The organism is Streptomyces sp. NPDC005648 (genome assembly GCF_040605395.1).
In the GTDB taxonomy this organism is placed as follows: domain Bacteria; phylum Actinomycetota; class Actinomycetes; order Streptomycetales; family Streptomycetaceae; genus Streptomyces.
The window spans coordinates 37775-62459 of record NZ_JBEXCS010000054.1 but is presented as its reverse complement, the minus strand read 5'-3'; the positions used below and the strand labels follow the sequence as shown (position 1 = coordinate 62459).

Genomic DNA, 24685 nt, shown 5'->3' with positions numbered 1-24685 from the left:
ACGGCCTGACCAAGGGGCAGTACTCCCCCACCTCCGAGGTCGGCAAGATCACCAAGTCGACGCCGATGGGCTCCCTGGACGCGCCCTTCAACCCGGTGTCGCTGGCCATCGGCGCGGAGGCGTCCTTCGTCGCCCGGACCATCGACTCCGACCGCAAGCACCTCACGTCGGTGCTGCGCGAGGCGGCCGCCCATCCGGGCACGGCGCTGATCGAGATCTACCAGAACTGCAACATCTTCAACGACGGCGCCTTCGACGCCCTCAAGGACAAGCAGCAGGCGGAGGAGGCGGTGATCCGCCTCGAACACGGGCAGCCGATCCGCTTCGGGGGAGGATCCCGGGGTGTGGTCCGGGATGTGGTCACCGGCGACCTGAAGGTGGTCGACGTGACCGCGGACAACGAGTCTCAGATCCTGGTCCACGACGCTCACGCCGCGTCCCCGACCACCGCCTTCGCGCTCTCCCGTCTCGCCGATCCCGACACCCTGCACCACACCCCGATCGGTGTGCTGCGGTCCGTGGACCGGCCGGTGTACGACACCCAGATGGCGGATCAGCTCGACACGGCGATCGAACAGCACGGCAAGGGTGACCTGGGGCAGCTGCTCGCGGGTGGGGACACCTGGACCGTGGTGGGCTGAGGCCGGCGGTTCGACTTGCTGCGGAGGGCCCGGAATCGCCGTACGGCATCCGGGCCCTCGGCATGGAGGGTCACACGTCGGGGATGTCCTTCTTGGCGCGGATGAGGGTCTCGCGGGTGATCACGACGATGCGCTCGTAGTCGGCGCGGGCTGCGTCAGGGGGGAGGTGGGGGTCGAGGGCGGTGGTGGCTTCGGTGCCGATGACGGCGAAGTTGCCATCGGTCAGCTCGAAGAGGTCGGGGCAGGTCTCGGAGGTGTGGCTGCCCCTCATGGTGGGTGGATCGCCGAGACGGCGGGCTATCCGCACGGACATCGATTCATCAGGCAACTGAGCGTCCCCTCCCGGAGTCACAGTCAACGCCGAGAGCATCACCCGTGTGACCTGCGCTCACACCCACTCATGGGAGTAGATGTGCGGCTTGCGCTCAACTGCGCGCCGGGGGCTCGGACTCCGGCGCAGGCGCGGAGCCCACTACCCACCACTCGTCCGGATCCTCGGCGAGTTCCTCCATCATGACGTCGACGGCGGCGCCGATCTTCGCCTCCACGGAGTCCGGGGGCAGACTCCGCCGGTGCTCCACGGTCCGGTCCCAGTACTCCGCGAAGACCGCGTTGATGCACAACACCCTGAGGTGGCCGAGGAGTTCGTCCCAGCCGAGTGCCCCGACCCGGTGCGCGAGCACCAGGGAGCCGTACTGCTGGTTGGCGAAGATCATCTGTCGGCGCCTGGTGTCGGAGAGGCCGCCCAGGGTGCTCGAGGCCTCGGCCAGGGTGGGGTCGTCCAGCTTGCGGTAGTTCTGATCCTCGAACAACCGGTAGTACTGGATCAGGTTGGCCCGGTGGATCTCCTCGGTCATCAGCGCGAGTTGTTCCAGAAGCTCCGCCAGCAGTTGTTCCTGGCGTCGGCGTCGGGCGCCCCAGGCGAAGGACACCCGCATCAGGCCCAGTCCCGCCAGCACTGCAGAACCGATACTTCGTGCGGCCGTGTTCCGCCGTAGAGCCATCTCGAGGAATCCCCCTGGATCGGGTGACCGCGCACGGCGCCGGTGGTACGGGCCGGTGCACGGCAGGGCGTGAGCCCCGCGTTCCAGCGTGCCCGGCGGCCCAAGGCGACGTGGGAGGCGGAGAGGGGGCGCACAGGGGGACGCGCCGCCCGCACCCGTCGCGGTCCTGACTCCCGTGTGCCCGGCGAGCGCCCGCCACCCGCGGGCGGCCCGCATGCATGGACGCGTCGTCCCTGCTCGACCCCCGTCCGCGCGCCGTCACCGCCGTCGCCGCTCCGGTCGGCTCCGCCCCTGGTGCCCCGCTACCCCTGCGCCCGCTTGGCCGCGTCGTACGCGTCGCGCGCCTCCTCGACCGCCCCCATCCGGTCCTTGGTCCACACCGCCAGCGCTCGCACCTGCTCCGCCGCCTCGCGGCCCAGAGGGGTCAGGGAGTAGTCGACACGGGGCGGGATCACCGGCTTGGCGTCGCGGTGGACCAGGCCGTCGCGCTCCAGGGTCTGCAGGGTCTGGGTGAGCATCTTCTCGCTGACCCGGCCGATGGCCCGGCGTAGCTCGCTGAAGCGGTACGGGCGGTCCAGGAGCTCGATCAGCACCAGCACGCCCCAGCGGCTGGTGAGGTGCTCCAGGACGACGCGGTGGGGGCACATCGCCTCGCCGGTGATGTCGTACTTGGTGAGGCCTTCCGGCTTCGGGGCGGCTTCCTGGGTGCTTACGGCCATGCCAGTACCTTACTTCAAAGTGGGTACTTTCGAGAAGTTAGCGCACAACCTAGGGTTAGTGGCAACGCACCCCACAAGGAGTTGTCAATCATGAGCATCGTCGTCACCGGAGCCACCGGACACCTCGGCCGTCACGTCGTGGAGCAGCTGCTGGAGAAGGTTCCCGCGGAGCAGATCACCGCCGTCGTACGGGACGAGGCGAAGGCCGCCGACCTCGCCGCGCGTGGCGTGAAGCTCGCCGTCGCCGACTACAACGCGCCCGAGACCTTCGACAGCCTCTTCTCCGCCGGTGACAAGGTGCTGCTCATCTCGGGCAACGAGTTCGACAAGGGCCGCGTCCAGCAGCACACGGTCGTCATCGAGGCCGCGAAGGCCGCCGGGGTCGCCCTGCTCGGCTACACCAGCGCCGTCGGCTCCCTCACGGCCGCGCTCGCCGACGACCACCGCGCCACCGAGGAGGTCCTCGTCGCCTCCGGCGTCCCGTACGTGCTGCTGCGCAACGGCTGGTACCACGAGAACTACACCGAGAACCTGGCGCCGGTGCTGGAGCACAACGCCGTGGTCGCCGCCGCCGGCGAGGGCCGCGTCTCCTCCGCCTCGCGCGCCGACTACGCGGCCGCCGCGGTCGCCGTGCTGACCGGCGAGGGGCACGAGAACAAGACGTACGAGCTGGGCGGCGACGAGGCCTGGAGCTTCGCCGAGTACGCGGCCGAGCTGAGCAAGGCGACCGGCAAGGACATCGCCTACAACGCCGTCCCCGAGGAGGTCCTCGTGGGCATCCTGACCGGCGCCGGGCTGCCCGAGCCGCTCGCCGCGATCTTCGCCGGCGTGGACGCCTCGATAGCCAAGGGCGAGCTGGAGGTCTCCAGCGGTGACCTGTCCCGCCTGGCCGGCCGCCCGACCAGCCGGATCGCCGACGCGATCGCCGAGGCCGTCAAGGGCTGACCCGCCTGCCGCGGGACCCACCCCCGCCTGTCATGACCGTATGGCGATACGAGCATGACAGGCGGGGGCGCTCGGCGTTACCTTCGTGGCTGCACGGGTGTGCGACGGGGCGAGCGCGGCGGAAGGGCGGTGCCTGTGAGCGAGAAGTCGAAGGGCGAGCAGCGGACAGGCCTGCTGAACGGCTTCGCGGCCTATGGGCTGTGGGGTCTGGTCCCCCTCTTCTGGCCGCTGCTCAAGCCCGCCGGGGCGGTCGAGATCCTCGCCCATCGCATGGTGTGGTCGCTGGCTGTCGTGGCCGTCGCACTTCTCTTCGTACGACGCTGGGCCTGGGCCGGTGAGCTGCTGCGGCAGCCCCGGCGACTGGGGCTCGTCGCGGTGGCGGCGGCGGTGATCACCGTCAACTGGGGCGTCTACATCTGGTCCGTGAACAGCGGCCATGTCGTCGAGGCGTCGCTCGGGTACTTCATCAACCCCCTGGTCACCATCGCCATGGGCGTGCTGCTGCTGAAGGAACGGCTGCGGCCCGTGCAGTGGGCGGCGGTCGGTGTCGGGTTCGCCGCGGTGATCGTGCTGACCGTGGGGTACGGGCAGCCGCCGTGGATCTCCCTCACCCTGGCCTTCTCCTTCGCCACCTACGGCCTCGTGAAGAAGAAGGTCGGGCTCGGCGGCATCGAGTCGCTGGCCGCGGAGACGGCGATCCAGTTCCTGCCGGCGTTGGGTTATCTGGTGTGGCTGAGCTCGCGGGGGGAGTCGACCTTCGCGAGCGAGGGGGCGGGGCATGGCGCGCTGCTCGCGGCGACGGGCGTGGTGACCGCGCTGCCGCTGGTGTGCTTCGGGGCGGCGGCGATACGGGTGCCGCTGTCGACGCTGGGGTTGCTGCAGTATCTGGCACCGGTGTTCCAGTTCCTGCTGGGGGTTCTCTACTTCCACGAGGCGATGCCGGTGGAGCGGTGGGCCGGGTTCGGGCTGGTGTGGGGCGCCCTGTGCCTGCTGACCGCCGACGCGTGGCGCACCGTGCGCAGGCCGGGCCGGGAGCGGGAGTTGGATGTACCGACGGTCACCGCGGTGCCGTCGTCTTCGGTGGACGTCTGACGCCTGACTGTCAGTGGCGGCCGCTATAAGTGGTCAATGACGCAGACGCCCGCACCAACCCCCTCCCCCATCCACTGGAAGCTCGTCATCGACGCGGCCGATCCGCATGCGCAGGCCGACTTCTGGGCCGCCGCGCTCGGGTACGAGGTCGAGGACAACGGCGCGTTCGTGGGACGGCTGCTGGAGGTCGGAGCCGTGCCCCGTGAGGCCACCGTCGACTTTCGCGGCCGGCCGGCCTTCCGGGATCTGATCGCCGTACGCCATCCCGAGGACCCGTACGACAAGGACAGCGGTACGGGGCTGGGGCGGCGGCTGCTGTTCCAGCGGGTACCGGAGGCGAAGACCGTGAAGAACCGGCTGCATCTGGATCTGCATCCCGGCCAGGGGCGGCGGGACGAGGAGGTCGAGCGGCTGACGGGGCTGGGGGCGAGTGTGCTGCGGCGAGTGAAGGAGCCCGCCGGGGAGTGGGTGGTGATGGCCGACCCGGAGGGCAACGAGTTCTGCGTGCAGTAGGCCACCGCGCGCCCGGCCGCGCCCCCTCGGTACCGGTACCCGGCTCCGAGGTCAGCCCGACCGCTGGGCCGCCTTGCGGGCGCGCTCCGTGAGTCGGCCCATACGGGTGCGGGCCGACTCCAGCCGCTCGACGTCCTGCGCGGCCGGACCGTCCTCGGCGACCAGCTCGGTCCACAGCCCGATCAGGTCGTGTCCCAGCGCCAGCCCCAGCTCCGGGTCGCGCACGGCGCGCCAGGCGGACGCCGCGCTCTGCACATTGCCGTACGCCCCCTCCGCGTCCCGAGTGCGCCGGTGGATCCGGGCGAGGTCGAGCGAGACCTGGAAGGCGCGGACCGGCTCACCCGCCAAGTAGGAGATGTACGCGGTCAGTTCACGCACCTTGAGGACCTCGGGGTGTTCCGCCCCCAGCACCGCCGACGCCTCCGCGACGACCCCGTCGGCCAGCTCGGCCGCCTCCGCTATCCGCCCCGCCCGCACGGCCTCGTTGACCCGCACCATCGGCTCCATCAGGAAGGCCGGGACGGTGGGCGGTTCGTCCCCGAGTACGGCCTCCGCCACCGCGTCGAACCCACGCGCCGGGGTGGGGGCGGTGGACGTGGGCCTGGGGTCGGGATCGGCCTCCAGGGCCGGGAGGAGGGGGCGCAGCAGCGAGGTGTCGGGGGAGCTCGACGGACTGGAGTAGATGGGGGTGAGGCGCGGGGTCGGCGCGTCCAGGGGTGCCGCGACGGGCGCCTCCGGCCATACGGCCTCGTCCCCTCCGCGCACCCCGCCCGCACCGTGCGTGGGGGCTACCGGATCCATGGGCGGTACGGAGTCCGCGGGCGGTACGGCGTCCATCACGGGAGGCGGGCCGAACACCCCCGTCGGAGGCGCGACCGTGCCGAGAGGGACCGCCGGCATCGGTGGCGGTGCCGGCGGTGCCGGTGGGGCCGGCCGCTCCTCCGGGGGCTGTGGTGCGAAGTCCTGCGGGGCGGGCGTCCGCGCGGGCGCCGGTGCGCCCGTGAGGTGGCTTGAGCCGTCCGGGTTCACCTGGAGCGGGACGACACAGGCGTGCCGCTCGTCGTGGATCGAGGCGTGGACCGGGTGGCCGGTGGCGAGGGCGATGCGGTGGAGGTGGCTCAGGACCGCCTGCTGGACGTCCTCGCCGTCGGCCACCGCGAGGGGCACACCGCCTATCGTCGCCCCTCCCGCGTCCGGACCGGCGGCGGGCACGAGCACGTCGATCGGCGCCGCCGCCAGTATGGCCGAGGGCTCCGGGGGCCACTGCTCCCGGTTCTTCTCCCGGCTGGGTCGAGACATATGTGCCCTCACTCGGATCTGCCGAAAAACCGGCGGTCAGCGCGTCACGATCCGTTCATCACGCTCATGGTGGAGTCTCTCCGCTCACCCGCAGTTCTCATGTCACCACGAGGTCACAGCCTCGTTCCAGTGATCCGGCACCAATGCCCGCCCGGACGCACCCTGGACAGGTGAATGCATGCGCATATAATGCAGATGCTTGTTATTGCTCCACACCGTCCCTTGCACCTCGCCGTCCATCTGGGGGATCCATGTCGCGCCGCTTCCTGTTCGTCCTCGGCAGCAGCCGCACCGACGGCAACACCGAGCTGCTCGCCCGCCGTGCCGCCGAGCAACTGCCCGCGGACGTCGAGCAGCAGTGGGTCGGCCTCGCCGAGCAGCCGCTGCCGGACTTCGTCGACCTGCGGCGCGACAGCGACCATGTGCGGCCGCCGACGGGCAGCGCCCCCGATCTGCTTCTGGACGCCACCCTCGCGGCCACCGACATCGTGATCGCCTCCCCGCTGTACTGGTACTCGGTCTCCGGCCTCACCAAGCGCTACCTCGACTACTGGTCCGGCTGGCTGCGCACCCCCGGTCTCGACTTCAGGGCGGCCATGGCCAGCCGCACGCTCTGGGGCGTCACCGCTCTCGCCGACACCGAGTTCTCGGTCGCCGACCCGCTGATCGGGACCCTCAACAACTCGGCCGCGTATCTGGGGATGCGCTTCGGCGGAGTACTCCTCGGCAACGGCAGCAGGCGCGGCGACGTACTGAACGACACCGAGGCGCTGGCCCGGGCCAAGGCCTTCTTCGCCCAGGAGGCACCGCCCGCCCGGTTCCCCCACCAGTGGTCCGAGGCCGCCTGAAACCCGCCGGGCCCAACCGGCCGGCCCGGGCCTAGGCCGTGATGTCCTTCGTCGTGAACCTCGCCCAGGCCGCCGACCCGAACACCGCCGCGTACAGGGCCTGGAGGCCGAGGTTCTTCTGCAGGTCGTCCCAGTAGACCGGGTCGCGCATCAGGTCCGCGAAGGACAGCCAGTAGTGCGAGAAGAAGTACGGCTGGATGGTGTGCAGTTGGGGTATCTGATCGAGGATCTGGATGGTGATCAGCAGGCCGACGGTCGTCGCCATCGCCGCGATACCGCTGCTGGTGAGCGTCGAGATGAACAGGCCAAGGGCGGCGACGCCGATCAGGGACGCGGCGACCACCAGGGCGATCAGAAGCGCCCGGCCGAGGCCGTCGGCGAAGCTGATCCGGGTGCCGGAGATCGTGGTCAGATCGCCGAGCGGGAAGAGTATGGCGCCGACGGTGAGTGCGGAGACGGCCACGATGAGGGTGGCCACCAGGCAGAACGCCATCACCGTCGCGTACTTGGTGAGGAGCAGGCGGGTGCGTCCGGCGGGTGCCACCAGGAGGTAGCGCAGGGTGCCGGAGCCGGCCTCGCCCGCTATCGCGTCGCCCGCGATGACACCGATCGCCATCGGGAGGAAGAAGGGGAGGGTGGCGGCGAGGGCGGTGAAGACCAGGAAGAGGCCGTTGTTGGTGATCTGCGAGATGAAGGCGGGGCCGCCTCCTCCGTCGCCTCCGCCCGGGCCGCGGGTCGGGTCCCCGTCGGTTTCGATCTTCACCGCGATACCGATGAGGACGGGAACCGCCGCGAGCACGGCGAGCAGGGCGAGGGTGCGCCAGCGGCGGAACGTGGTGAGCAGTTCGTTGCGGAAGAGGGTGCCGAGGAAGGTGGTTCGGCGGCCGGTGGTGAGGGGGGACCGGTCACGCCCCGCCTCCGGCAGCCGCACATCGGCTACGGCCCCGGTCCCCTGCCCGGTGTTCTCGCTAGCCTGCGACATCGAAGCCCTCCCCCGTCAGGGCCACGAAGGCGTCTTCCAGTGAGGCGCGCTCCAGACCGAAGGCCCGGACTCGCACGCCCGCCTTCACCAACGCCGCGTTGATGTCGGCCAGGTCGCGCTCCGGGGGCTCCGCCGTCACCCGGTCCTCCGTGATCACGACATCCGCGGCGCCCTGTTCCTTGAGGATCCGGGCCGCGTCCGCGGTGTCCGGGGTGGTGATGGCGAGGCGGCTGCGGGCGCCCGATGCCAGGTCGGACACCGGACCCTGGGTGATGAGGCGGCCCTGGGCCATGACCGCGGCGTGGGTGCAGACCTGTTCGATCTCGTCGAGGAGGTGGGAGGAGAGGAAGACGGTGGTGCCGTCGGAGGCCAGCTCCCGGACCAGGGAGCGGATTTCGCGCATGCCCTGGGGGTCGAGGCCATTGGTCGGCTCGTCCAGGACCAGGAGTCTGCGCGGTTGGAGCAGGGCGGCGGCGAGGCCCAGGCGCTGCTTCATGCCCAGCGAGTACGCCTTCGCCTTCTTGCCGGCCGCCGCCGACAGACCCACCCGGTCCAGCGCGGCGGCGACGCGGGCACGCCGGGTGCGCGGGTCGGCGGTCGGGTCGGCGGCGTCGTAGCGGACGAGGTTGTCGCGGCCGGAGAGGAAGCCGTACAGCGCGGGGCCCTCGATGAGGGCCCCGACGTGTGGAAGGACGGTGCGGCAGGCTCGGGGCATGGGGCGGCCGAGGACGCGCGCCGAGCCCGAGGTCGGTTCGATCAGGCCCATCAGCATGCGGATGGTGGTGGTCTTGCCCGAGCCGTTGGGACCGAGGAAGCCGAAGACGCTGCCCGCCGGGACGGTCAGATCCAGGCCGTCGACGGCGAGTTGTCCGCCGCGGTAGCGCTTGGTGAGCGCCCGGGTGGCGATGACGCTGTCACCCGGCTCGCTCTCTTTCGGCTCCGTGGTGGACGGTTCGTCGTCCATCGGCTTCCTCGATTCCTGCTCGTACGGCCCCGCGCTGTGATTACTCACAGTGATGACGAACCGCCGCCCCGGCAGGTTCCCGGCCGCTCCGCGTTCACCCGGGTGGGTGACGCTAGCCCGCGTTCGCCGCCTTCACCAGGGCGTCCTTGGTGACCGCGCCGACGTAGACCTTGCCGTTGTCGGTGATCAGGGCGTTGATCAGACGGGTCTTGAAGATCGTGCCCGAGCCGAACTTGCCGGTGACCTTGTCGCCGAGGGAGTCCAGGAAGCCGCCGAAGTCGCCGCCGGCCCCGGAGCCGGACGGAACGCCCTTGCCTCCGGTGTCGAAGGTGGCGATGGAGTCCCAGCCCTTGCCCAGGACGTTCAGCCCGTCGGGGCCCTTGGCGTGGTCCTCGCCGGGCTTGCCCTTCTTCTCCGTCCCGCCGGTCTTGTCGTCGCCCTTGAGACCCTCGAGCGGGGCGGACTTGTGGTCGGACTGCTTGTCCTCGGTGACCTTCGCGCCCTTGGGCACCTTGAAGTCGAAGGTCGAGGCGGCGGGCTTCGAGAAGCTGATCCGGGTGAAGCCGGCGTCGATCACGGCGGCGCCGCCGCTCGCCGGGGTCAGCGTGAACTTCAGCGGAAGCCCGGTCTTCGCGTCGACGGCGACGGTGATCTGACCGACCGTCGAGCCCGCGTCCTTGGGCTTGATGACCAGGCGGTAGGCGTCCCGGCCCGCGACCTGCGCGGTGCCCTGGACGGTGATCGAGGTGGTGTCGTCGGCCGCCTTGAGGGCGTCCTTGGCGAGCTGGTCGGGTGTGGCCGGGGGCTCCTCGTGCCGCTTCTTCGCGGAGGCGCTGTCCGGTGCGGTGGAGTGGTAGACCTCGTTCGACTGGCTGTCGTAGCCCCAGACGTCCTTGCCGTTGTGGATGAGGCTGTATTCCGCCGCGTTTTCCAGCAGGGAGAGCTTCTGCCTGTCCGGGCCGTCGGCCGCGACGCGCAAGGTGTGGGTGCCGGAGGCGAGTTCGGTCAGCTTGGCCGTGGGGTCGGCGGAGGTTCCGTCGCCGGAGCCGGAGCCCTTGGTGGCGCCGGACACCAGGCTGTTCTCCAGGCCGCCGAGGTCGGGCAGGCCCAGGTCCGTGGTGATCTTCACGGTGCCGGACATCTGCTGCACGTCCGACTTGGCGATCTTCTCGATGAGTTGCTCTGCGCTGATCTTCGGCAGGTTGGGGTCGCCGGAGTCGGCGAGCGCGGGGACGAGGCCGATGGTCGCCGCCGCCACCCCCACCACCGCGACCGGGACGACGTACCGCGCTGCCTTGCGCCGGCCGGTGCCCAGGTCGTCGACCTCCCCGGCGCTCGTGCTGTCGTCGGATTCGTACGGTGCCATGTGTGCGCTACCTCCGTCGTCGGCGGCGGCTTTCAACTCCCGTGCATCCACCCCGTAGCCGCCATTCTCACCCGAATCGGTGAGGAGTGGTGTTTTCCGTTGTCTCCAGTTCACCAAATCGGCCAGGGAGAAGCGTCAGACCGCGGAGGCAACTCCATGTACACCTGGGGTATGACACGAGAGGGCGGCGCCTCCCCCGATCCGTAGGGGTCGCAGGGGGAGGACACCGCCCGAGCAGGCCTTGCCGGCCCTCAACTCCCGTGTCCGTGCCGCACGAACACGTACCCGTGTCAGCCCTGCACGAACACGTAGTCCGCCGAGTACGGGACGCCGACGATGGTGCCGGGCTCGCAGGAGCCGGTCGGGGCGACGCCGCCGACGGTGTTCAGCCGCAGGATCTCCGCGGTGCCGGCGAGCAGGCCGTGGTGCTTCCCGGACCGGGTGGCCTTGAGGTCGAGCTCGGGGATGTTGCCGTTGCCGTTCGGGGTCTTGGACTGGACGGCTCCGGTGACGGCGCTGCCGTCGGGCGCGACCCACTGCGGTGTACCGGAGTTGGGGGCGACGAAGGAGTGCCGGATGCCGCCGCCGAGCAGGGCGCTGACGTCGCGCTGGGCGAAGGCGTAGCCGCCGGCGTCGGTGGGCTTGCACTCGTAGATCTGCCTGCCCTTGACCACGGACGCCTGGAAGTTGTCGAAGGCGTCACGGAAGTCGAAGGCGGCGACGGTGACCTTGTGGAGCTGGCCTCGGACGGCGCCGCCCGGGAACTCGGCCGTGTGCAGGTTGGCGTAGAACGAACCGGGGTCGTTCTTCAGCGCGTCGAGCAGGGCCGGGTCCTCGACCTTGACGGTGCCGGTGACGCTGTGGCGCCGGCTGTTCTTGAGCAGCTTGCTGAAGTCGACCTTGACGCCGCCGTTGGTGCCCTTGGCGCCCTGGTGGATGTGGAGCATGGTCGGCTTGCCGGTGCCGCGCCAGGTGACGGCGACGGACACCTTGTCGCCCTTGACCTTGATGAACTCGAGTGCGGCGCCGTCCTTGTCGCCCACGGCCGGGCCACCGGCGACGGGCACCTCGTTGGCGCCGCGCAGGCTGGTGGCGAGAAGGGTTCCTCCGGTGCCGCCGGAGACGGTCCCGCTCTGTGTGACGATGCCCTGCTCGTTCATGCCGGCGTGGCCCGCGTGGTCGGTGCGGGTGCCGGTGGCGCCGTAGGCGGGAATGACCATCGCGGCGACGCCGCCGGCGGTGGCCACCGCGACGGCGGTGACGATCAGGCTCTTACGGCGCTTCGAGAACGTCGTGTTCTTGCCCATGATGTTGTTTTCTCCCCGTAGACCGGCCGACACCCCCTGCGTCGGCCTTCTGGGTATGAGTACGGAAGGGATCTTAGATTGGACTCAGTCCAGGCTTGTGACGTGCATCACAGCGGGCCGGTCGCCGGTCGGCGGTAACCACCGGCCCGGCAATCCCAGCCCGTCCCGGCAGCCGGGGACAAGGTCCGTTCGGGCCTACGGGGGTGCAGAAGATGAACATCCGGGGGGACCGAAAGGGCAGCGGCAGGGGTCAGCCCGCCCGGTGGACCACCGCGTCGCACATCTCCGCCAGAGCGGCCTTCGCGTCGCATTCCGGAAGGGGCGCCAGAGCGGAGCGGGCGTCCTCCGCGTACCGCACGGTGTCCCGGCGGGCCTGCTCCAGCGCGGGGTGCGCCCGCAGCCCGGCCAGCGCCTCGGCGTGCCGCGCGTCATCGGTGAGGTCGGAGTCCAGGAGCTCGCGCAGGGCGATGTCCTCGGCCAGTCCCAGCCGCTCCGCCCGCTCCCGCAGCCGCAGCACCGGAAGGGTCGGGATGCCCTCGCGCAGGTCCGTACCCGGCGTCTTGCCCGACTCGCGGGAGTCGGACGCGATGTCCAGTACGTCGTCGGCGAGCTGGAAGGCGACGCCCAGGCGCTCGCCGTACTGGGTGAGGACGTCCACCACCGTCTCGTCGGCGCCCGACATCATGGCGCCGAAGCGGCACGAGACCGCCACCAGGGAGCCCGTCTTGCCGCTGAGCACGTCCAGGTAGTGCTCGACCGGGTCGCGGCCGTCCTGGGGGCCCGCCGTCTCCAGGATCTGTCCGGTGACCAGGCGTTCGAACGCCTCGGCCTGGACCCGGACGGCCTCCGGGCCGAGGTCCGCCAGGATGTGCGACGCGCGCGCGAACAGGAAGTCGCCGGTCAGGACCGCCACCGAGTTGCCCCAGCGGGTGTTCGCGCTGTCCACCCCGCGCCGTACGGCCGCCTCGTCCATGACGTCGTCGTGGTACAGCGTCGCCAGGTGGGTCAGCTCCACCACCACGGCCGACGGTACGACTCCGGGGGCGTAGGGGTCACCGAACTGGGCGGCAAGCATCACCAGCAGCGGCCGGAAGCGCTTTCCACCCGCCCGCACCAGGTGCTGGGCGGCCTCCGTGATGAAGGGGACCTCGCTCTTGGTGGCCTCGAGCAAGCCCTCCTCGACGGCCGCCAATCCGGCCTGGACATCGGCTTCCAGAGCCTGGTCCCGCACGCTCAGCCCGAACGGCCCGACGACGGTCACGAGGGGTCTCCTGTCTGCTGGTGTCTACTGGCGGTTACACGGTTTGTCGATAGGTCGCTGCCTTCACTCAAGTCAGCGTATCCGGTCACCTTTCGATCACCCATGCCGCCCACCCGTCCAGCAGGGGCGGTATCGGATCACGCCCGGTATGTTTCTGATCGACCGATAACAACGGATATTTATCCACTCGACACATCACCCGACCGGGTGATGGCGGCACACGGGCGCCCTCCGGCGGACCCGGGGGACTTTTGCCGGTCCGCGTGAGATGAGCGGATTCCACCGACTGGCATTTGACTATGAGTTGGGGTCATTGCCCGATTTACCACTCTTGCGAAAGCCCGTGACTTGGCTCACCTCGGGTCATGATCCACATTCCGGTGCATTTCGGCCGATCCGCCTTTTCCGGCATGCCAGTTGAGGCTTGGCGGCCGCAAAGGATCAAGCACCCCAAACACCCCACACCGAGGTCAAACGGCCCGATGTGTGAATCCGGCACTTGTTCCGGACATGTGCTCTCGCATACGTTCCCGGCCTGTCGGGCGGACGCCTAATCCTGCCGCCGCCCGAACCATCCACCGAGAACGCACGGCAGGAGCGGGGGACCCAGGTAAGTCGCCGACCCTGGATGTCTTCGGACATTCCGGAACCGGCTCGGGGTGTAGTCGTGTCGTCCTACGACGGTACGGCCGGGCAGCTCCCGCCCGAACCCGACAGCTCACCTCGCAGGCGCCGGAGAGGAAACCCCGTCATGCCTGCTGCCGCTCACCGCCGCCGCTCCAGAAGCTCCCGCCTCGCCCGCAAGCTCGCCGTCATCGGCACGGGCGCCGCCGTACTCGCCCTCCCGGTCATCGGCGCGACCAGCGCCTCCGCGGCCACCACGTCCGTGGTCACCGCCTCCTCGCTGGGCTACGCCAACAACCTCGACGGCTGGATCCGGGCCTCGCTGCAGGTCATGGCCCAGCACGGCATCCCGGGGTCGTACGACGGCATCTACCGCAACGTGATCCGCGAGTCGTCCGGCAATCCGTACGCCATCAACAACTGGGACTCGAACGCCCTGGCCGGCACCCCCTCCAAGGGCCTGCTCCAGGTGATCGACCCGACCTTCGCCGCGTACCACGTCAGCGGCACGGCGTGGGATCCGTACGACCCGGTCGCCAACATCACCGCCGCCTGCAACTACGCGGCCGCGCGCTACGGCTCGATCGACAACGTGTACGGCGCTTACTGAGCCCGTCGGTCCGGCCCGGTCCGCTCGGGTCGGTCCGCTCGGTCCGTTCAGAAGAGTGTTTCGAGGACGACGGCGATGCCGTCGTCCTCGTTCGACAGGGTGATCTCGTCGGCCACCGCCTTGAGTTCGGGATGGGCGTTGGCCATGGCGACCCCATGGGCGGCCCAGTCGAACATGGGGATGTCGTTGGGCATGTCCCCGAAGGCGATCGTCTCCCGTGGGCCCAGGCCCAGGTGTTCCGCGGCGAGGGCGAGGCCCGTGGCCTTGGTGATGCCGCATGGCTGCAGTTCGACGGTGCCGGGCCCGGACATGGTGACGGTGGCCAGGGAACCGACCACCGCGCGCGCGGTGGTCGCCAACTCGTCGTCGGACAGGTCCGGGTGGCGCAGCAGCACCTTGCTGATCGGCTCGCACCACAGGTCGTCGCGGCGCTCGACCCGTACCGCGGGCAGTGTGGGGTGCGGCATCAGATAGCCCGGCTCGATGAGCGTGAGGCCGTCCACGCCGTCCTGGTCGACGGCCGCGTAGACCTGGCCGACCTCGGCCTCGATCTTGCCGAGGGCCGTCTCGGCGAGCTCCCGGTCCAGGGTGACGGACCACAGCAGACGGTCCGCGCCGGCGTCGTACACCTGCGCGCCCTGTCCGCACACCGCGAGCCCCCTGCTGCCGAGGTCGTCGAGGAGCGGCCGCACTCTCGGGGCCGGGCGGCCGGTCACCACGAGGTGCCGGGCGCCGGCCTTCGCCACGCGCGCGAGGGCGGCGACGGACCGGTCGGAGAGCGTGTCGTCGCCTCTGAGCAGCGTGCCGTCCAGGTCTGTGGCGATGAGTGCATATGCGGTGGGTGCGGCCATGATCAGAGAATACGGACAGGACGCACCACCGACTCATCGCGAACCGGTCGACCGCCTTGTTCACGGTCGCCCCTCGGTCAACTTCCGTACCACCACGGACCCTTGTGGTCACCGGGTGACTCCGACGGGCCCTCGCAACGCCGCGTTCGAGACCCGTCGGCGCCGCGTCCGAGGGCTGTTGTCAGTGGTGGGTGCGAGGCTGGTTCCGTCGCACCCACTGGACTGACGGATCGGGGGCCGTGGTGGTGAGGGGATCAGGCGTGCGCCGCCGCCAGATGCTTGGCGAGCCTCGGCGAGGCGAACTCGGTGCCGCACACGAAGCGCATCACCGGGCCGTACGAGCCGGCCGCCGGGAGGCCGGTGAAGTACAGGCCGGGGACCGAGGAGACGTACCCGGCGCCCAGCCTGGGCGTCCCGCGGCTCACGGCCACATGGGTGCGCAGTTCGGGGCCGAGGAAGTCCATCGCCGCGACATCGACCCGGTAGCCGGTCGCCGCGATGACGTGGTCGGCCGACAGCTTCTCGGTCTGGCCGCCATGGGTGCGGACCGACAGTGTGGCGCCGTCGCCGTCCGCGTCCGCGCGGACGATCCGGTCGACCTCGCTGACCTGGACCTTGCCCTCGAAGCGGTCGCGCAGCCACCACGCGCCGAGCGGGCCGAGGACACGGCGGACCAGGTAGTGGCGGGTCTGGGCCGGGAGGTAGCGGTAGGGGTGCGGGTAGTAGCTGAGGGCCCACAGGGACCAGGCGCGGCCGAAGGGCGACTCCGGGCGCAGCCTGGGCTGCTTCCAGGGCGGCGCGCCGAAGGCGACCCTGCCGCTGCCGCGGGAGACCACCCGCACCTGCGCGCCCGCCTCGGCCGCGAGGGCCGCCGTCTCCAGCGCGGACTGTCCGGCGCCGACGACGATCAGGTCCTTGCCGGAGTAGCGGGTGAGGTCGTGGTGCTGGGAGCTGTGCGAGACGGGGCCCGTGGGGGTGGGTCCGTCCGCCGCGGCGGTGGCGAGCTCGGCGGGCAGGTGGGCGAGTCCGGACAGGCCGGTCGCCACGACGACGGCGCGCGCGGTGAACAACTCGCCGGAGTCCAGCTTGAGTTCAAAACCGCCGCCCTTGCGGCCGTCCACCGACACCACCCGCACCCGCTCCAGTTCGGGGACCAGCTTCTGCTGGAACCACTCGCCGTAGGCGATGAAGGTCTCCACCGGAATGATGTCCTCGTCCGTCACCAGGCGTTTGACGCCGGCGGCGTCGCAGTAGTCGGCCAGCCTGTGGCCGGGCTGCGGCGCGTCCAGGCTGGAGGCCACCGGTGTGGACTTCAGGAGCATTCCGACGGGCATGTGGTCGCGCCAGCTGACCATGGGCTCGCCGAAGACGCGCACCGGGATGCCGCGGGCCCGCAGATGGGCCGCGGTCGACAGGCCGAAGGGCCCGGCGCCGATGACTGCAACCGGTTCAATCACGAAGTCCCTCCCCAGGACGTCACTTCGTCACTTCGTGTCCGGCTCGGACAGCCGGCAGGGCCGGCACCGCAGTCGCGGCGAATCCGCCGGCTAGCTGTTCGAACTGGTCGTGCTGCCGCGGCGGTTGGTGCGCCACAGCTGATAAAGATGCTTCGCGCCCGGCCGCACGAAGCGCGCGAGCATCGTGAGGAACGGCAGCGGGTCGTCACCCGCGAGCCAGGCCAGCTCCGTCCCGCTCGCGCGCGCCGGTGCGTGCGGCGTCGTATAGCCGCTGCGGCGGTAGGCAAGCAGGGCGGGCAGGTCGATGTTCTCCACGATGTACCGGTGACCGGCGCGTTGTTCCCCCTCCGGGACGGAGCGGCCGGTCAGGTCCAGATGCATGGCACGGACGACGTCCACCCCCGACTCGTTCTCGAAGAGCCGGAACTGGGCGCCCATGCGCGGGTTGAAGTCGAGGAGCTTGTACTGTCCGTCGCGCCGGTCGAAGCGCAGGTCGAGGTCGACGATGCCGGTGAAGCCGATCTCCTTGATGAACCGCGCGGCGAGGTCGGCGAGTTCGGGATTGTCGACGACGTACGCGTTGGCGGTCATCCCGGCGTGCGGCGGCCAGGAGCGCACCTTCACGCCCGTGAACATCGCGAGCGGTGTGGAGTCCTGGTCGAAGTAGGCGTGCACGATCCAGTCCTCGGCGTCCTCCCGGGGCAGGTACTCCTGGAGGATCACGCCGGGATGCTCGCCCCAGTCGCGGGCGAGGGTGAGCAGGCCCTCGCGGGTGGCGATCCTGGTCGTGCCGTTGACCGCCGGTTGTTTGCGCCGTACGAACGCCTCGCGGTTCTTGGCCACCACCGGGAAGCGGGCCTTCTCGGCGAAGGTCACGATGTCGTCGTACGACTGCGGGAAGGCGGCCGTCGGGCTCGGGATGCCGTGTTCCACGCAGAGTTCGTGCAGGCCCTGCTTGCTCGCCAGACGGCGGGGCAGGGCGGGGTCGACCCGTGGGAACAGGAAGCGGCCGGCGAGTTCGTCCTGGTGCTCGGCGATCAGGACGGCGGCCTCCTCGTCGGTGGGGACGAGGACGGTGGGCCGGCCGATGCGGCGGCCGATCCGCAGCAGTCCGTCCACCAGATGGCGGGGGTCCTCCGTGCCGGTGGTCGGCCAGACGAAGGCCTTCTTGAGATAGCGCGAGGAGGCGGCGGGTGTGTAGGCGTCCTCCGTGATTGCATACATGGGCACGCCGAGGCGGCCGAGACTGCGTATGGCGCCCACGCCGCCGTGGTGCAGCGGATAGTCGCCGAACTTGACGATCAGGCCCGGCACATCACGGTCGGCCTCGAAAGGCACACTGCTGGTCCTGGCCACGGGTCCCCCCACGCGTCCCCCCTACGGACCGGACCCACCCCGTCCGTGTCCCCCAAAGGACGCTAAGCCGGAATTGCCACGTCCGACAAGCCCAATTCGGACATTGCAAACTCTTTAGACACTGCCCAGGACAGGCAACTCAGCCGTAACGTGTGGCCTGACCACACGGAACGCACGAGAGCGAGGCAGCATTCATGCCCCCCTTCGATGTCCCCGAGGGCGATCCCTTCGGTTCGCACAACCTTCCGTACGGCGTGTTCTCGGTGCCCGGGACGGCGGAGCGGACCGTCGGCGTCCGGCTCGGCGACCATGTCCTCGACGCGGGCGCGGCGGCCCGCGCGCTCGGCTCGCCGCACGCGTCATTGCTCACGCAACCGACACTGAACCCGCTGCTCGGGGCGGGGCGCGAGGTGTGGGAGGAGGTGCGGCGTGCGCTGGTCTCCTGGGTGACGGAGCGCCGGGGCGAGGTCGAGGGGTTCTTCCGTCCGCTGTCCTCGGTGCGGCTCCATCTGCCGTTCGAGGTCGCGGACTACGTCGACTTCTACTCCTCCGAGAACCACGCGCGGAACGTCGGACAGATCTTCCGCCCGGACGCCGCGGACTCGCTGACGCCCAACTGGAAGCATCTGCCGATCGGTTACCACGGCCGCTCGGGGACGGTGGTCGTGTCGGGGACGGATGTCGTACGACCGTCCGGGCAGCGCAAGGCGGCGACGGACCCCGCGCCCGTCTTCGGACCGTCCGTGCGGCTCGACATCGAGGCCGAGGTCGCCTTCGTGGTGGGTGTGCCGACGGCGCTCGGCGAGCCGGTGGCGCTCGGCGACTACCGGGAGCACGTGTTCGGGCTGTGCCTGCTCAACGACTGGTCGGCGCGGGACATCCAGGCCTGGGAGTACGTCCCCCTCGGACCGTTCCTCGGCAAGTCGTTCGCCACGTCGGTGTCGGCGTGGATCACCCCGCTCCAGGCGCTGGAGCACGCGCGGGTGGCGCCGCCGGAGCGCACTCACGCGTTGTTGCCCTATCTGGAGGACGCGGAGGCCGAGCCCGGTGGGTACGACCTGCGGATCTCCGTCGCGATCAACGGCCATGTCGTCTCCGAGCCGCCGTTCTCCACCATGTACTGGACGGCCGCCCAGCAGCTGGCCCAGATGACGGTGAACGGCGCGTCCCTGCGGACCGGGGACCTGTACGGGTCCGGCACGGTGAGCGGGCCGGAGCCCGGTCAGCGGGGGTCGCTGCTGGAGCTGACCTGGAACGGACGGGATCCATTGGAACTCCCGGAGGGCAAGCGGACGTTCCTGGAGGACGACGACGTGGTGACGCTGACGGCCTGGGCACCTGGAGCGGACGGGAGCCGGGTGGGCCTCGGTGAGGTCGTGGGGCGGATCGTGGCGGGGTGAGGAGCCGCGGCGTGACGCGGGCGGGGTGACGGTCGGTCGAGGTCAGGGGGCCGGATGTCGGGTGACGGCCCGTTCACATGACGTAGTGGGTCCTTCGCGTCTCCTGACTGGCGCCCGTATCGCCGTCATACTGGCGGCGGGTACTCGTGCGCCGTGGCCGGCCCAGGTCGGCCGGCCCGTTCCCGCCCCTTCCTCCGACCAGGAACCGGAGCCCGCGGCATGGTCATCTGCCTGCTCCTGCTGAGTGTCGTCGTGCTGACGGCCGCCGTGCCGGTCCCGCGTGCCCTGGTCCGGGCCGGCTGGCCCGAGCGGGAGCCCGTGGTCGCGCTGTGGGTGTGGCAGTGCCTGGTCGCCACCGTTCTGCTGTGCTGTGTGACGGCGCTGACGCTGGGGGCGGCCGCCGTGTTCGGCACCGTACGCGCCCAGCTCTTCGCGCCCGCGCCGCCCGCGGTGACCGCCGCGTACGACCTCTCGTCCGCGCCCGTGTGGGCGGCCGCCCTCACTCTGCTGCTGGCCTGCGGTGCCGCCTGGACCACCGCGATGCTCGCCCGGGAGCTGGTCGAGGCGCGGCGACGGCGCGGGGTGACCCGGGCGCATCTGCGGGAGCGGGCGCCCGAGTTGCCCGCCGGGCTGGAGGCGGCGGCGCGGGGGCCGCTGCTGGTGCTGGAGGACGAGTATCCCGACGCCTGGTGGATGCCGGGGCATCCGCCGCAGCTGGTCGTGACGACCGGCGCGCTGCATCGGCTGACCGACCCGCAGCTGGACGCCGTACTCACGCATGAGCGGGATCACGCGCGGGCCCATCACGACTGGCTGCTGCATCTGTCGAGCGCGCTGGCCACCGGGTTTCCGCGGGTGCCGTTGTTCGCCCACTTCTGCGACCAGACGCATCGGCTGGTGGAGCTGGCGGCGGACGACACGGCGTCGCGGCGGTGCGGGCATCTGACGACCGCGCTGGCGTTGATCGAGCTGAACCAGCACCGGGGTGTGCTGTCGTGTGCGTCGAGCCATCGGCTGCTGGGTGAGCGGGTGGACCGGTTGCTGCAGCCTCCGCCGCGTCTCGGACGCCGGCACCGGGCGCTCACGACGACCCTCGCCGCGTTGGTTCCGCTGCTGCCGCTGCTGATCGTGTTCGCCCCGGGACTCACCGCGCTGTCGTAGGGGACACCACCGCGCGCCGGCCGGAAACCCGAGTGGCAGATCTTCCCGCACACCACCGGAAACCCCAGGTCAGCGGCTCATCCGACGGAGCCCGGGGTGGCGCAACACTCCCGCAACACTTCATTCCCTACCGCCTCGCTATGGTTCGAAACATGCCACCCAGCGACCGCATCCGAGACCACGCCGGCCAGGGCGCGACCACCGTCGCCGCCCACCGGGCGCGGCGTCGGCTGCGGGCCGATCAGGCGCGGCAGCTCGCCGACCTGCTGCGGCACCAGCTGCTGGCCGACGGCTTTCCGGACGGCACCCTCCCCCACGAGACCGTCCTCGCCACGGACTACCGCGCCACCCGCAACACCGTCCGCCAGGCCCTGGACCTGCTGCGGGCCGAGGGGCTCGTGGACCGGCTGCCCGGTGTGGGCACCGTGGTCGTCGCCCGGAAGTACCCGCACGGGCTGGACCGGCTGATGGGGCTCGCGGAAACCCTCCATGAGCACGGCACGGTCACCAACGAGGTCCGCACGATGGGCCCCGCCCCCGCACCGGCCCCGGTCGCCGAACGCCTCCGTGTCCAGCCCGGCGCCGACGTCCTCTACATCGAACGTCTGCGCAGGCTGAACGGCCTGCCCCTCTCCCTCGACCTCACCTACATCCCGCTCGACATCGGCACCGCCCTGCTCGGCGCCGACCTGGAGAACAACGACGTCTTCCGGCTCCTGGAGGCCATCACCGGCCAACGTCTCGGTCACGCCGAGATCACCCTGGAGGCGGTCAACGCCGACACCCACTCCGCCGCCGTACTGGAAGCCCCGCGCGGCGCGGCCGTACTGATGCTCGAACGGCTCACGCATCTCGCGGACGGCCGCCCGGTCGACCTGGAGTTCATCCGGTTCCGGGGCGACCGCATCACCATGAGCGGTCTGCTGCACCGCTCCCTCTGACCCGCTCACCCACCCCTGAGCCGGACCTTCCTGGAGACAGCCATGCCTTTGGCGCCCCAGCGGGCCGACGTGCCCGTGACCATCGACGAGTCGAAGTGCATCGACGGCTGCACGCTCTGCGTGGACATGTGTCCGCTGGACTCCCTCGCCATCGACGACAGCAGCGGCAAGGCCTATATGCACGTCGACGAGTGCTGGTACTGCGGCCCGTGCGCGGCCCGCTGCCCCACCGGAGCCGTGACGGTCAACATGCCCTACCTGCTCCGGTGAAAGGCCACCAACTCCCATGAAACGCACCGCACTCGCCGCGTCCGCGGCCCTTCTCCTGCTGCCCCTGACCGCCTGCGGCGGCAGCGCCGAGGCGGGCGACGGCACGAACGTCACCATCACGGTCGGCTACCAGTCCAAGACCATCAACACGGTCACGGCCGGCACCCTGCTGCGCTCCCTCGGCTACTTCGAGCGCGACCTCAACGCCCTGCACGACGGCCACACCTACAAGGTCGACTGGCAGGACTACGCCACCGGCGCCCCGATCACCGCCCAGATGACCGCCGGGAAGATCGACATCGGCTCGATGGGGGACTTCCCGCTGCTCATCAACGCGGCCCGCGGCAAGCAGCTCGGCCGGCCCACCCGTCTGGTCTCGGTCACCGGCTACAACCTGCGCGGCGGCCTCAACACGATCGTCACCGCCCCGGACTCCAAGCTGACCTCCCTCGCGGACCTCGAGGGCAAGAAGGTCTCCACCAGCGTCGGCTCCGCCGCCGACGGCACCCTCGTACGGGCTCTGCAGCGCGCCGGAATCGACCCCGACAAGGGCATCGAGAAGCTCAACCAGCAGCCCGCGGTGGGTGCTTCGGCGCTCGCGGCCGGCAGTACGGACGCGCTGTCCCAGTTCGTCGCCTGGCCCGGGCTGCTCGCCTTCCAGGGCAAGGCGAAGGCCCTGTACGACGGTGCCGAGCTGAACCTCCCCACCTTCCACGGCGTCACCGCCCGCCAGGACTTCGCCAAGGCGCACCCGGCGGTCCTGGAGGCGTTCCTGAAGTCCCAGGCCGAGGCCACGGACTATCTGAACGCCCATCCCGTCGCCGCCGCCGAGAAGGTCGCCGAGGCCACCGGTCTGCCCGCCGAGGTGGTCTACCTCTACAACGGCGCCCACGGCATCTCGACCTTCGACCCGGCGGTCAAACCGCAGCTCGTCTCCGCGCTCGAGCAGGACGTGTCGATCCTGAAGACCGCCAAGCTGACCGGGGACATCGACGTGGACGCGTTCGTCGACGACCAGTACGTGAAGAAGGCCCTCGGCGCCGACTACGCCAGGCGCCTCGCGGCGACACCGCCGGCTTCCGCCACGGCCGACGAGGTGTGGCCGAAGGGCTCCGAGCGGACGATCGGCTTCAAGTCCCCCGCCGAGCTGCTGAGTTACGTGGCCCGGCACCAGGACTCCGTCCGCGCCGCGTACGTCCCCGACGCCACCACGGGCACCCTCTGGTTCGCCGACCGGGCGGTCTGGGTGGCCGACGGCAAGCGGCTTCTCCCCTTCGTCGCGCCTTCGACCGCGAAGGCGTACGTCGACGCGCACGGGGGCGCACGGGTCGTCACATACGCCGACGCGCTGGAGCGGGCGTCATGAGCCGGCCGCTGCCGACAGCCGGGCGGTATGCGCTGAGGGCTGCCTCGCTCGCCGCCGCCCTCGGGCTCTGGCAGCTGCTGACCAGCCTGAACGTCGACCTGTGGCTGCGCTTCTCGCAGTTCCCTACGGTCGCCGACGTGGCCCGCGCCTTCGCCGACCGGCTGTCCGGGCCCGACTACTGGACGGACCTCACCGACAGCCTCACCCGCATCCTCACCGGCTTCCTCCTCGCCGCCGTGCTGGGTGTGGCGACGGGCGTGCTCGTGGCGCGCTCGCGGCCGGCCGAGGACCTGCTCGGGCCGGTGCTGGAGGTCGTCCGCCCCATCCCGGCGATCGCGCTCGTGCCCGTCGCGATCCTCCTGTTCCCCTCCAACGAGCAGGGCATCGTCTTCATCACCTGCACCGCCGCCTTCTTCCCCGTCCTGGTCTCCACCCGGCACGCGGTCCGTGCGCTCATCCCCGTGTGGGAGGAGGCGGTGCTGACGATGGGCGGCGGCCGGTGGCGGATCCTCGGCTCGGTCGTGCTGCCCGGCGCGCTGCCGGGCATCTTCGGCGGCCTGTCGGTCGGCATCGGCGTCTCGTGGATCTGTGTGATCTCCGCCGAGATGATCTCCGGCCAGTACGGCGTCGGCTACCGCACCTGGCAGGACTACACCGTCGTCAACTACGCCGGCGTCTTCGTCGGCATGGTCACGATCGGTGTCCTGGGCTGGGTGACCTCCACCGCGGTGGAGCTGCTCGGTCGCCGGCTGACCCGCTGGCTGCCGCGTACGTCGTACGTCCCCGGAGGGCGACCCCGGCCGGTCAAGGCGGCGGCCGCCTCCGCACCCACCGGGGCGGACACCGTCCCGTCGACCGAGGAGGCACGCGATGAGCACCTCGTCTGACACCGAGGTCACCGCGACCGACACCGAAGTCGCCGGGACTCCCGTTGCCGGGACGAAGACACCGGCAGCCCGGCGGGGCACGCGGCTCACCCTGCGCGGCGCCGGCCTCGGCCGCCCCGACGCCCCAGTTCTGGCTGACGTCGATCTGGATGTCGCGCCCGGCGAGATCCTCACCGTGGTCGGCCCGTCCGGCTGCGGCAAGTCGACCCTGCTGCGCACACTGGCCGGGCTGCTGTCCCCGCTGGCCGGGGAGATCGACCAGGACGGCGGCCCGGTCACGGGTCCCGCGGCCGACCGTGCCCTGGTCTTCCAGGAGGACGCCCTGCTGCCCTGGCGCACCCTGCGCGCCAACGTCGAACTGCCGCTCGCCATCAAGGGCTCGGCCCGGGCCGAGCGCCGGCGGCAGGCCGAGACCTGGCTCGCGCGGGTCGGACTCGCCGACCACGCACGGCAGTTGCCGCACCGGGTCTCCGGTGGGCAGCGCCAGCGCGCCCAGCTGGCCCGGGCGCTGGCGGGAGCACCACGCGCCGTCCTCATGGACGAGCCCTTCGGAGCCCTCGACGCCCAGACCCGGGCCGGCATGCAGGACCTGCTGGTGGAGGTGTTGCGGGGTACGGGCGCGACAGTCGTGTTCGTCACCCATGACGTCGACGAGGCCCTCTTCCTCGGCGACCGCGTCGCCCTCCTCGGCAACGGCCGGCTCACCGCCGTACGCGATGTGCCGCGCCCACGCGACCGTACGGCGCACGACGATCCCGCGCGCGCGGCGCTGCGGCGCGACGTCCTCTCCTCGCTCGGTACCTGAAAGGCACCCCGGAACC

General features: G+C 70.8%; 25 protein-coding genes and 1 riboswitch. Of the genes, 13 read left to right on the top strand and 12 right to left on the bottom strand.

Annotated elements, in window-relative coordinates; all coding sequences use genetic code 11:
- On the top strand, nt 1-641 hold a 641-nt coding region (locus ABZT17_RS27890; protein ID WP_356352523.1), incomplete at its 5' end, for a thiamine pyrophosphate-dependent enzyme.
- Between the two features lie 70 nt (nt 642-711).
- Here the strand turns inward: ABZT17_RS27890 and ABZT17_RS27885 are convergent.
- From ABZT17_RS27885 to ABZT17_RS27875, 3 genes are all read right to left on the bottom strand, one after another.
- Nucleotides 712-954, bottom strand: coding sequence for a hypothetical protein (locus ABZT17_RS27885; RefSeq protein ID WP_356352521.1), 243 nt, complete (start codon nt 952-954; stop codon nt 712-714).
- 112 nt (nt 955-1066) lie between these two features.
- Nucleotides 1067-1645, bottom strand: coding sequence for a DUF6082 family protein (locus ABZT17_RS27880; protein WP_356352519.1), 579 nt, complete (start codon nt 1643-1645; stop codon nt 1067-1069).
- 302 nt (nt 1646-1947) lie between these two features.
- The gene (locus tag ABZT17_RS27875) at nt 1948-2364 is read right to left on the bottom strand and encodes a helix-turn-helix domain-containing protein (protein ID WP_356352517.1); all 417 of its coding nucleotides are present in this window, start codon (nt 2362-2364) and stop codon (nt 1948-1950) included.
- A 90-nt stretch (nt 2365-2454) separates the two neighbouring features.
- On the opposite strand from ABZT17_RS27875, the gene ABZT17_RS27870 reads away from it, so the two are divergent.
- From ABZT17_RS27870 to ABZT17_RS27860, 3 genes are all read left to right on the top strand, one after another.
- The gene (locus tag ABZT17_RS27870) at nt 2455-3309 is read left to right on the top strand and encodes an SDR family oxidoreductase (protein WP_356352515.1); all 855 of its coding nucleotides are present in this window, start codon (nt 2455-2457) and stop codon (nt 3307-3309) included.
- A 135-nt stretch (nt 3310-3444) separates the two neighbouring features.
- The gene (gene rarD, locus ABZT17_RS27865; protein WP_356352513.1) at nt 3445-4401 is read left to right on the top strand and encodes an EamA family transporter RarD; all 957 of its coding nucleotides are present in this window, start codon (nt 3445-3447) and stop codon (nt 4399-4401) included.
- Nucleotides 4402-4437: 36 nt separating this feature from the next.
- Nucleotides 4438-4914, top strand: coding sequence for a VOC family protein (locus ABZT17_RS27860; RefSeq protein ID WP_356352511.1), 477 nt, complete (start codon nt 4438-4440; stop codon nt 4912-4914).
- Nucleotides 4915-4965: 51 nt separating this feature from the next.
- Here the strand turns inward: ABZT17_RS27860 and ABZT17_RS27855 are convergent, their stop codons facing one another.
- Nucleotides 4966-6213 (bottom strand): tetratricopeptide repeat protein, encoded by a 1248-nt coding sequence (locus ABZT17_RS27855; RefSeq protein WP_356352509.1) that lies wholly within the window; start codon nt 6211-6213, stop codon nt 4966-4968.
- A 251-nt stretch (nt 6214-6464) separates the two neighbouring features.
- Between ABZT17_RS27855 and ABZT17_RS27850 the strand changes: the two genes are divergently transcribed.
- A complete protein-coding gene (locus ABZT17_RS27850) occupies nt 6465-7061 on the top strand; it encodes an NAD(P)H-dependent oxidoreductase (RefSeq protein ID WP_356352507.1) in 597 nt (198 codons plus the stop codon).
- A 31-nt stretch (nt 7062-7092) separates the two neighbouring features.
- Here ABZT17_RS27850 and ABZT17_RS27845 read toward each other — a convergent pair whose 3' ends face one another.
- The 5 genes from ABZT17_RS27845 to ABZT17_RS27825 all read right to left on the bottom strand — a co-directional run bounded on the left by ABZT17_RS27845 (nt 7093) and on the right by ABZT17_RS27825 (nt 12941).
- A complete protein-coding gene (locus ABZT17_RS27845; RefSeq protein ID WP_356352505.1) occupies nt 7093-8043 on the bottom strand; it encodes an ABC transporter permease in 951 nt (316 codons plus the stop codon).
- Nucleotides 8030-9007 carry an ABC transporter ATP-binding protein gene (locus ABZT17_RS27840; RefSeq protein ID WP_356352503.1) on the bottom strand — a complete coding sequence of 326 codons (978 nt, stop codon included), beginning with the start codon at nt 9005-9007 and terminating at the stop codon, nt 8030-8032. The genes ABZT17_RS27845 and ABZT17_RS27840 overlap by 14 nt, the downstream gene beginning before the upstream one ends.
- Before the next feature lie 112 nt (nt 9008-9119).
- Nucleotides 9120-10373, bottom strand: coding sequence for a sigma-E factor regulatory protein RseB domain-containing protein (locus ABZT17_RS27835; RefSeq protein ID WP_356352501.1), 1254 nt, complete (start codon nt 10371-10373; stop codon nt 9120-9122).
- A gap of 290 nt (nt 10374-10663) precedes the next feature.
- A complete protein-coding gene (locus tag ABZT17_RS27830; protein WP_356352499.1) occupies nt 10664-11680 on the bottom strand; it encodes a CHRD domain-containing protein in 1017 nt (338 codons plus the stop codon).
- A 250-nt stretch (nt 11681-11930) separates the two neighbouring features.
- The gene (locus tag ABZT17_RS27825; RefSeq protein WP_356352497.1) at nt 11931-12941 is read right to left on the bottom strand and encodes a polyprenyl synthetase family protein; all 1011 of its coding nucleotides are present in this window, start codon (nt 12939-12941) and stop codon (nt 11931-11933) included.
- Between the two features lie 553 nt (nt 12942-13494).
- Nucleotides 13495-13686: riboswitch (cyclic di-AMP (ydaO/yuaA leader) on the top strand.
- Between the two features lie 6 nt (nt 13687-13692).
- Here ABZT17_RS27825 and ABZT17_RS27820 point away from each other — a divergent pair.
- Nucleotides 13693-14175, top strand: a complete 483-nt coding sequence (locus ABZT17_RS27820) for a transglycosylase SLT domain-containing protein (RefSeq protein ID WP_356352495.1) — start codon at nt 13693-13695, stop codon at nt 14173-14175.
- A 47-nt stretch (nt 14176-14222) separates the two neighbouring features.
- Here ABZT17_RS27820 and ABZT17_RS27815 read toward each other — a convergent pair whose 3' ends face one another.
- From ABZT17_RS27815 to ABZT17_RS27805, 3 genes are all read right to left on the bottom strand, one after another.
- Nucleotides 14223-15026, bottom strand: coding sequence for an HAD family hydrolase (locus ABZT17_RS27815; RefSeq protein ID WP_356352493.1), 804 nt, complete (start codon nt 15024-15026; stop codon nt 14223-14225).
- Nucleotides 15027-15280: 254 nt separating this feature from the next.
- Entirely contained in the window at nt 15281-16483 is a 1203-nt protein-coding gene (locus tag ABZT17_RS27810) for an FAD-dependent oxidoreductase (protein ID WP_356352491.1), read from the bottom strand.
- Nucleotides 16484-16573: 90 nt separating this feature from the next.
- A complete protein-coding gene (locus ABZT17_RS27805; RefSeq protein ID WP_356352527.1) occupies nt 16574-17821 on the bottom strand; it encodes an ATP-grasp domain-containing protein in 1248 nt (415 codons plus the stop codon).
- Between the two features lie 212 nt (nt 17822-18033).
- Here ABZT17_RS27805 and fahA point away from each other — a divergent pair, with 212 nt between their 5' ends.
- The 7 genes from fahA (at nt 18034) to ABZT17_RS27770 (ending at nt 24669) form a co-directional block, all read left to right on the top strand.
- Nucleotides 18034-19239 (top strand): fumarylacetoacetase, encoded by a 1206-nt coding sequence (fahA, locus tag ABZT17_RS27800; protein ID WP_356352489.1) that lies wholly within the window; start codon nt 18034-18036, stop codon nt 19237-19239.
- Between the two features lie 219 nt (nt 19240-19458).
- Complete coding sequence (locus ABZT17_RS27795; protein WP_356352487.1) at nt 19459-20400, top strand: M56 family metallopeptidase; 942 nt, start codon at nt 19459-19461, stop codon at nt 20398-20400.
- A 152-nt stretch (nt 20401-20552) separates the two neighbouring features.
- On the top strand, nt 20553-21341 hold the full coding sequence (locus tag ABZT17_RS27790; protein ID WP_356352485.1) for a GntR family transcriptional regulator: 789 nt from the start codon (nt 20553-20555) through the stop codon (nt 21339-21341).
- A 42-nt stretch (nt 21342-21383) separates the two neighbouring features.
- On the top strand, nt 21384-21611 hold the full coding sequence (locus ABZT17_RS27785; protein ID WP_016437651.1) for a ferredoxin family protein: 228 nt from the start codon (nt 21384-21386) through the stop codon (nt 21609-21611).
- A gap of 16 nt (nt 21612-21627) precedes the next feature.
- Nucleotides 21628-22977 carry an ABC transporter substrate-binding protein gene (locus tag ABZT17_RS27780; protein ID WP_356352483.1) on the top strand — a complete coding sequence of 450 codons (1350 nt, stop codon included), beginning with the start codon at nt 21628-21630 and terminating at the stop codon, nt 22975-22977.
- Nucleotides 22974-23864, top strand: a complete 891-nt coding sequence (locus ABZT17_RS27775; protein ID WP_356352481.1) for an ABC transporter permease — start codon at nt 22974-22976, stop codon at nt 23862-23864. Before ABZT17_RS27780 ends, ABZT17_RS27775 begins: the two co-directional genes overlap by 4 nt.
- Nucleotides 23848-24669, top strand: coding sequence for an ABC transporter ATP-binding protein (locus ABZT17_RS27770; RefSeq protein WP_356352480.1), 822 nt, complete (start codon nt 23848-23850; stop codon nt 24667-24669). Before ABZT17_RS27775 ends, ABZT17_RS27770 begins: the two co-directional genes overlap by 17 nt.
- Nucleotides 24670-24685 lie beyond the last annotated feature (16 nt).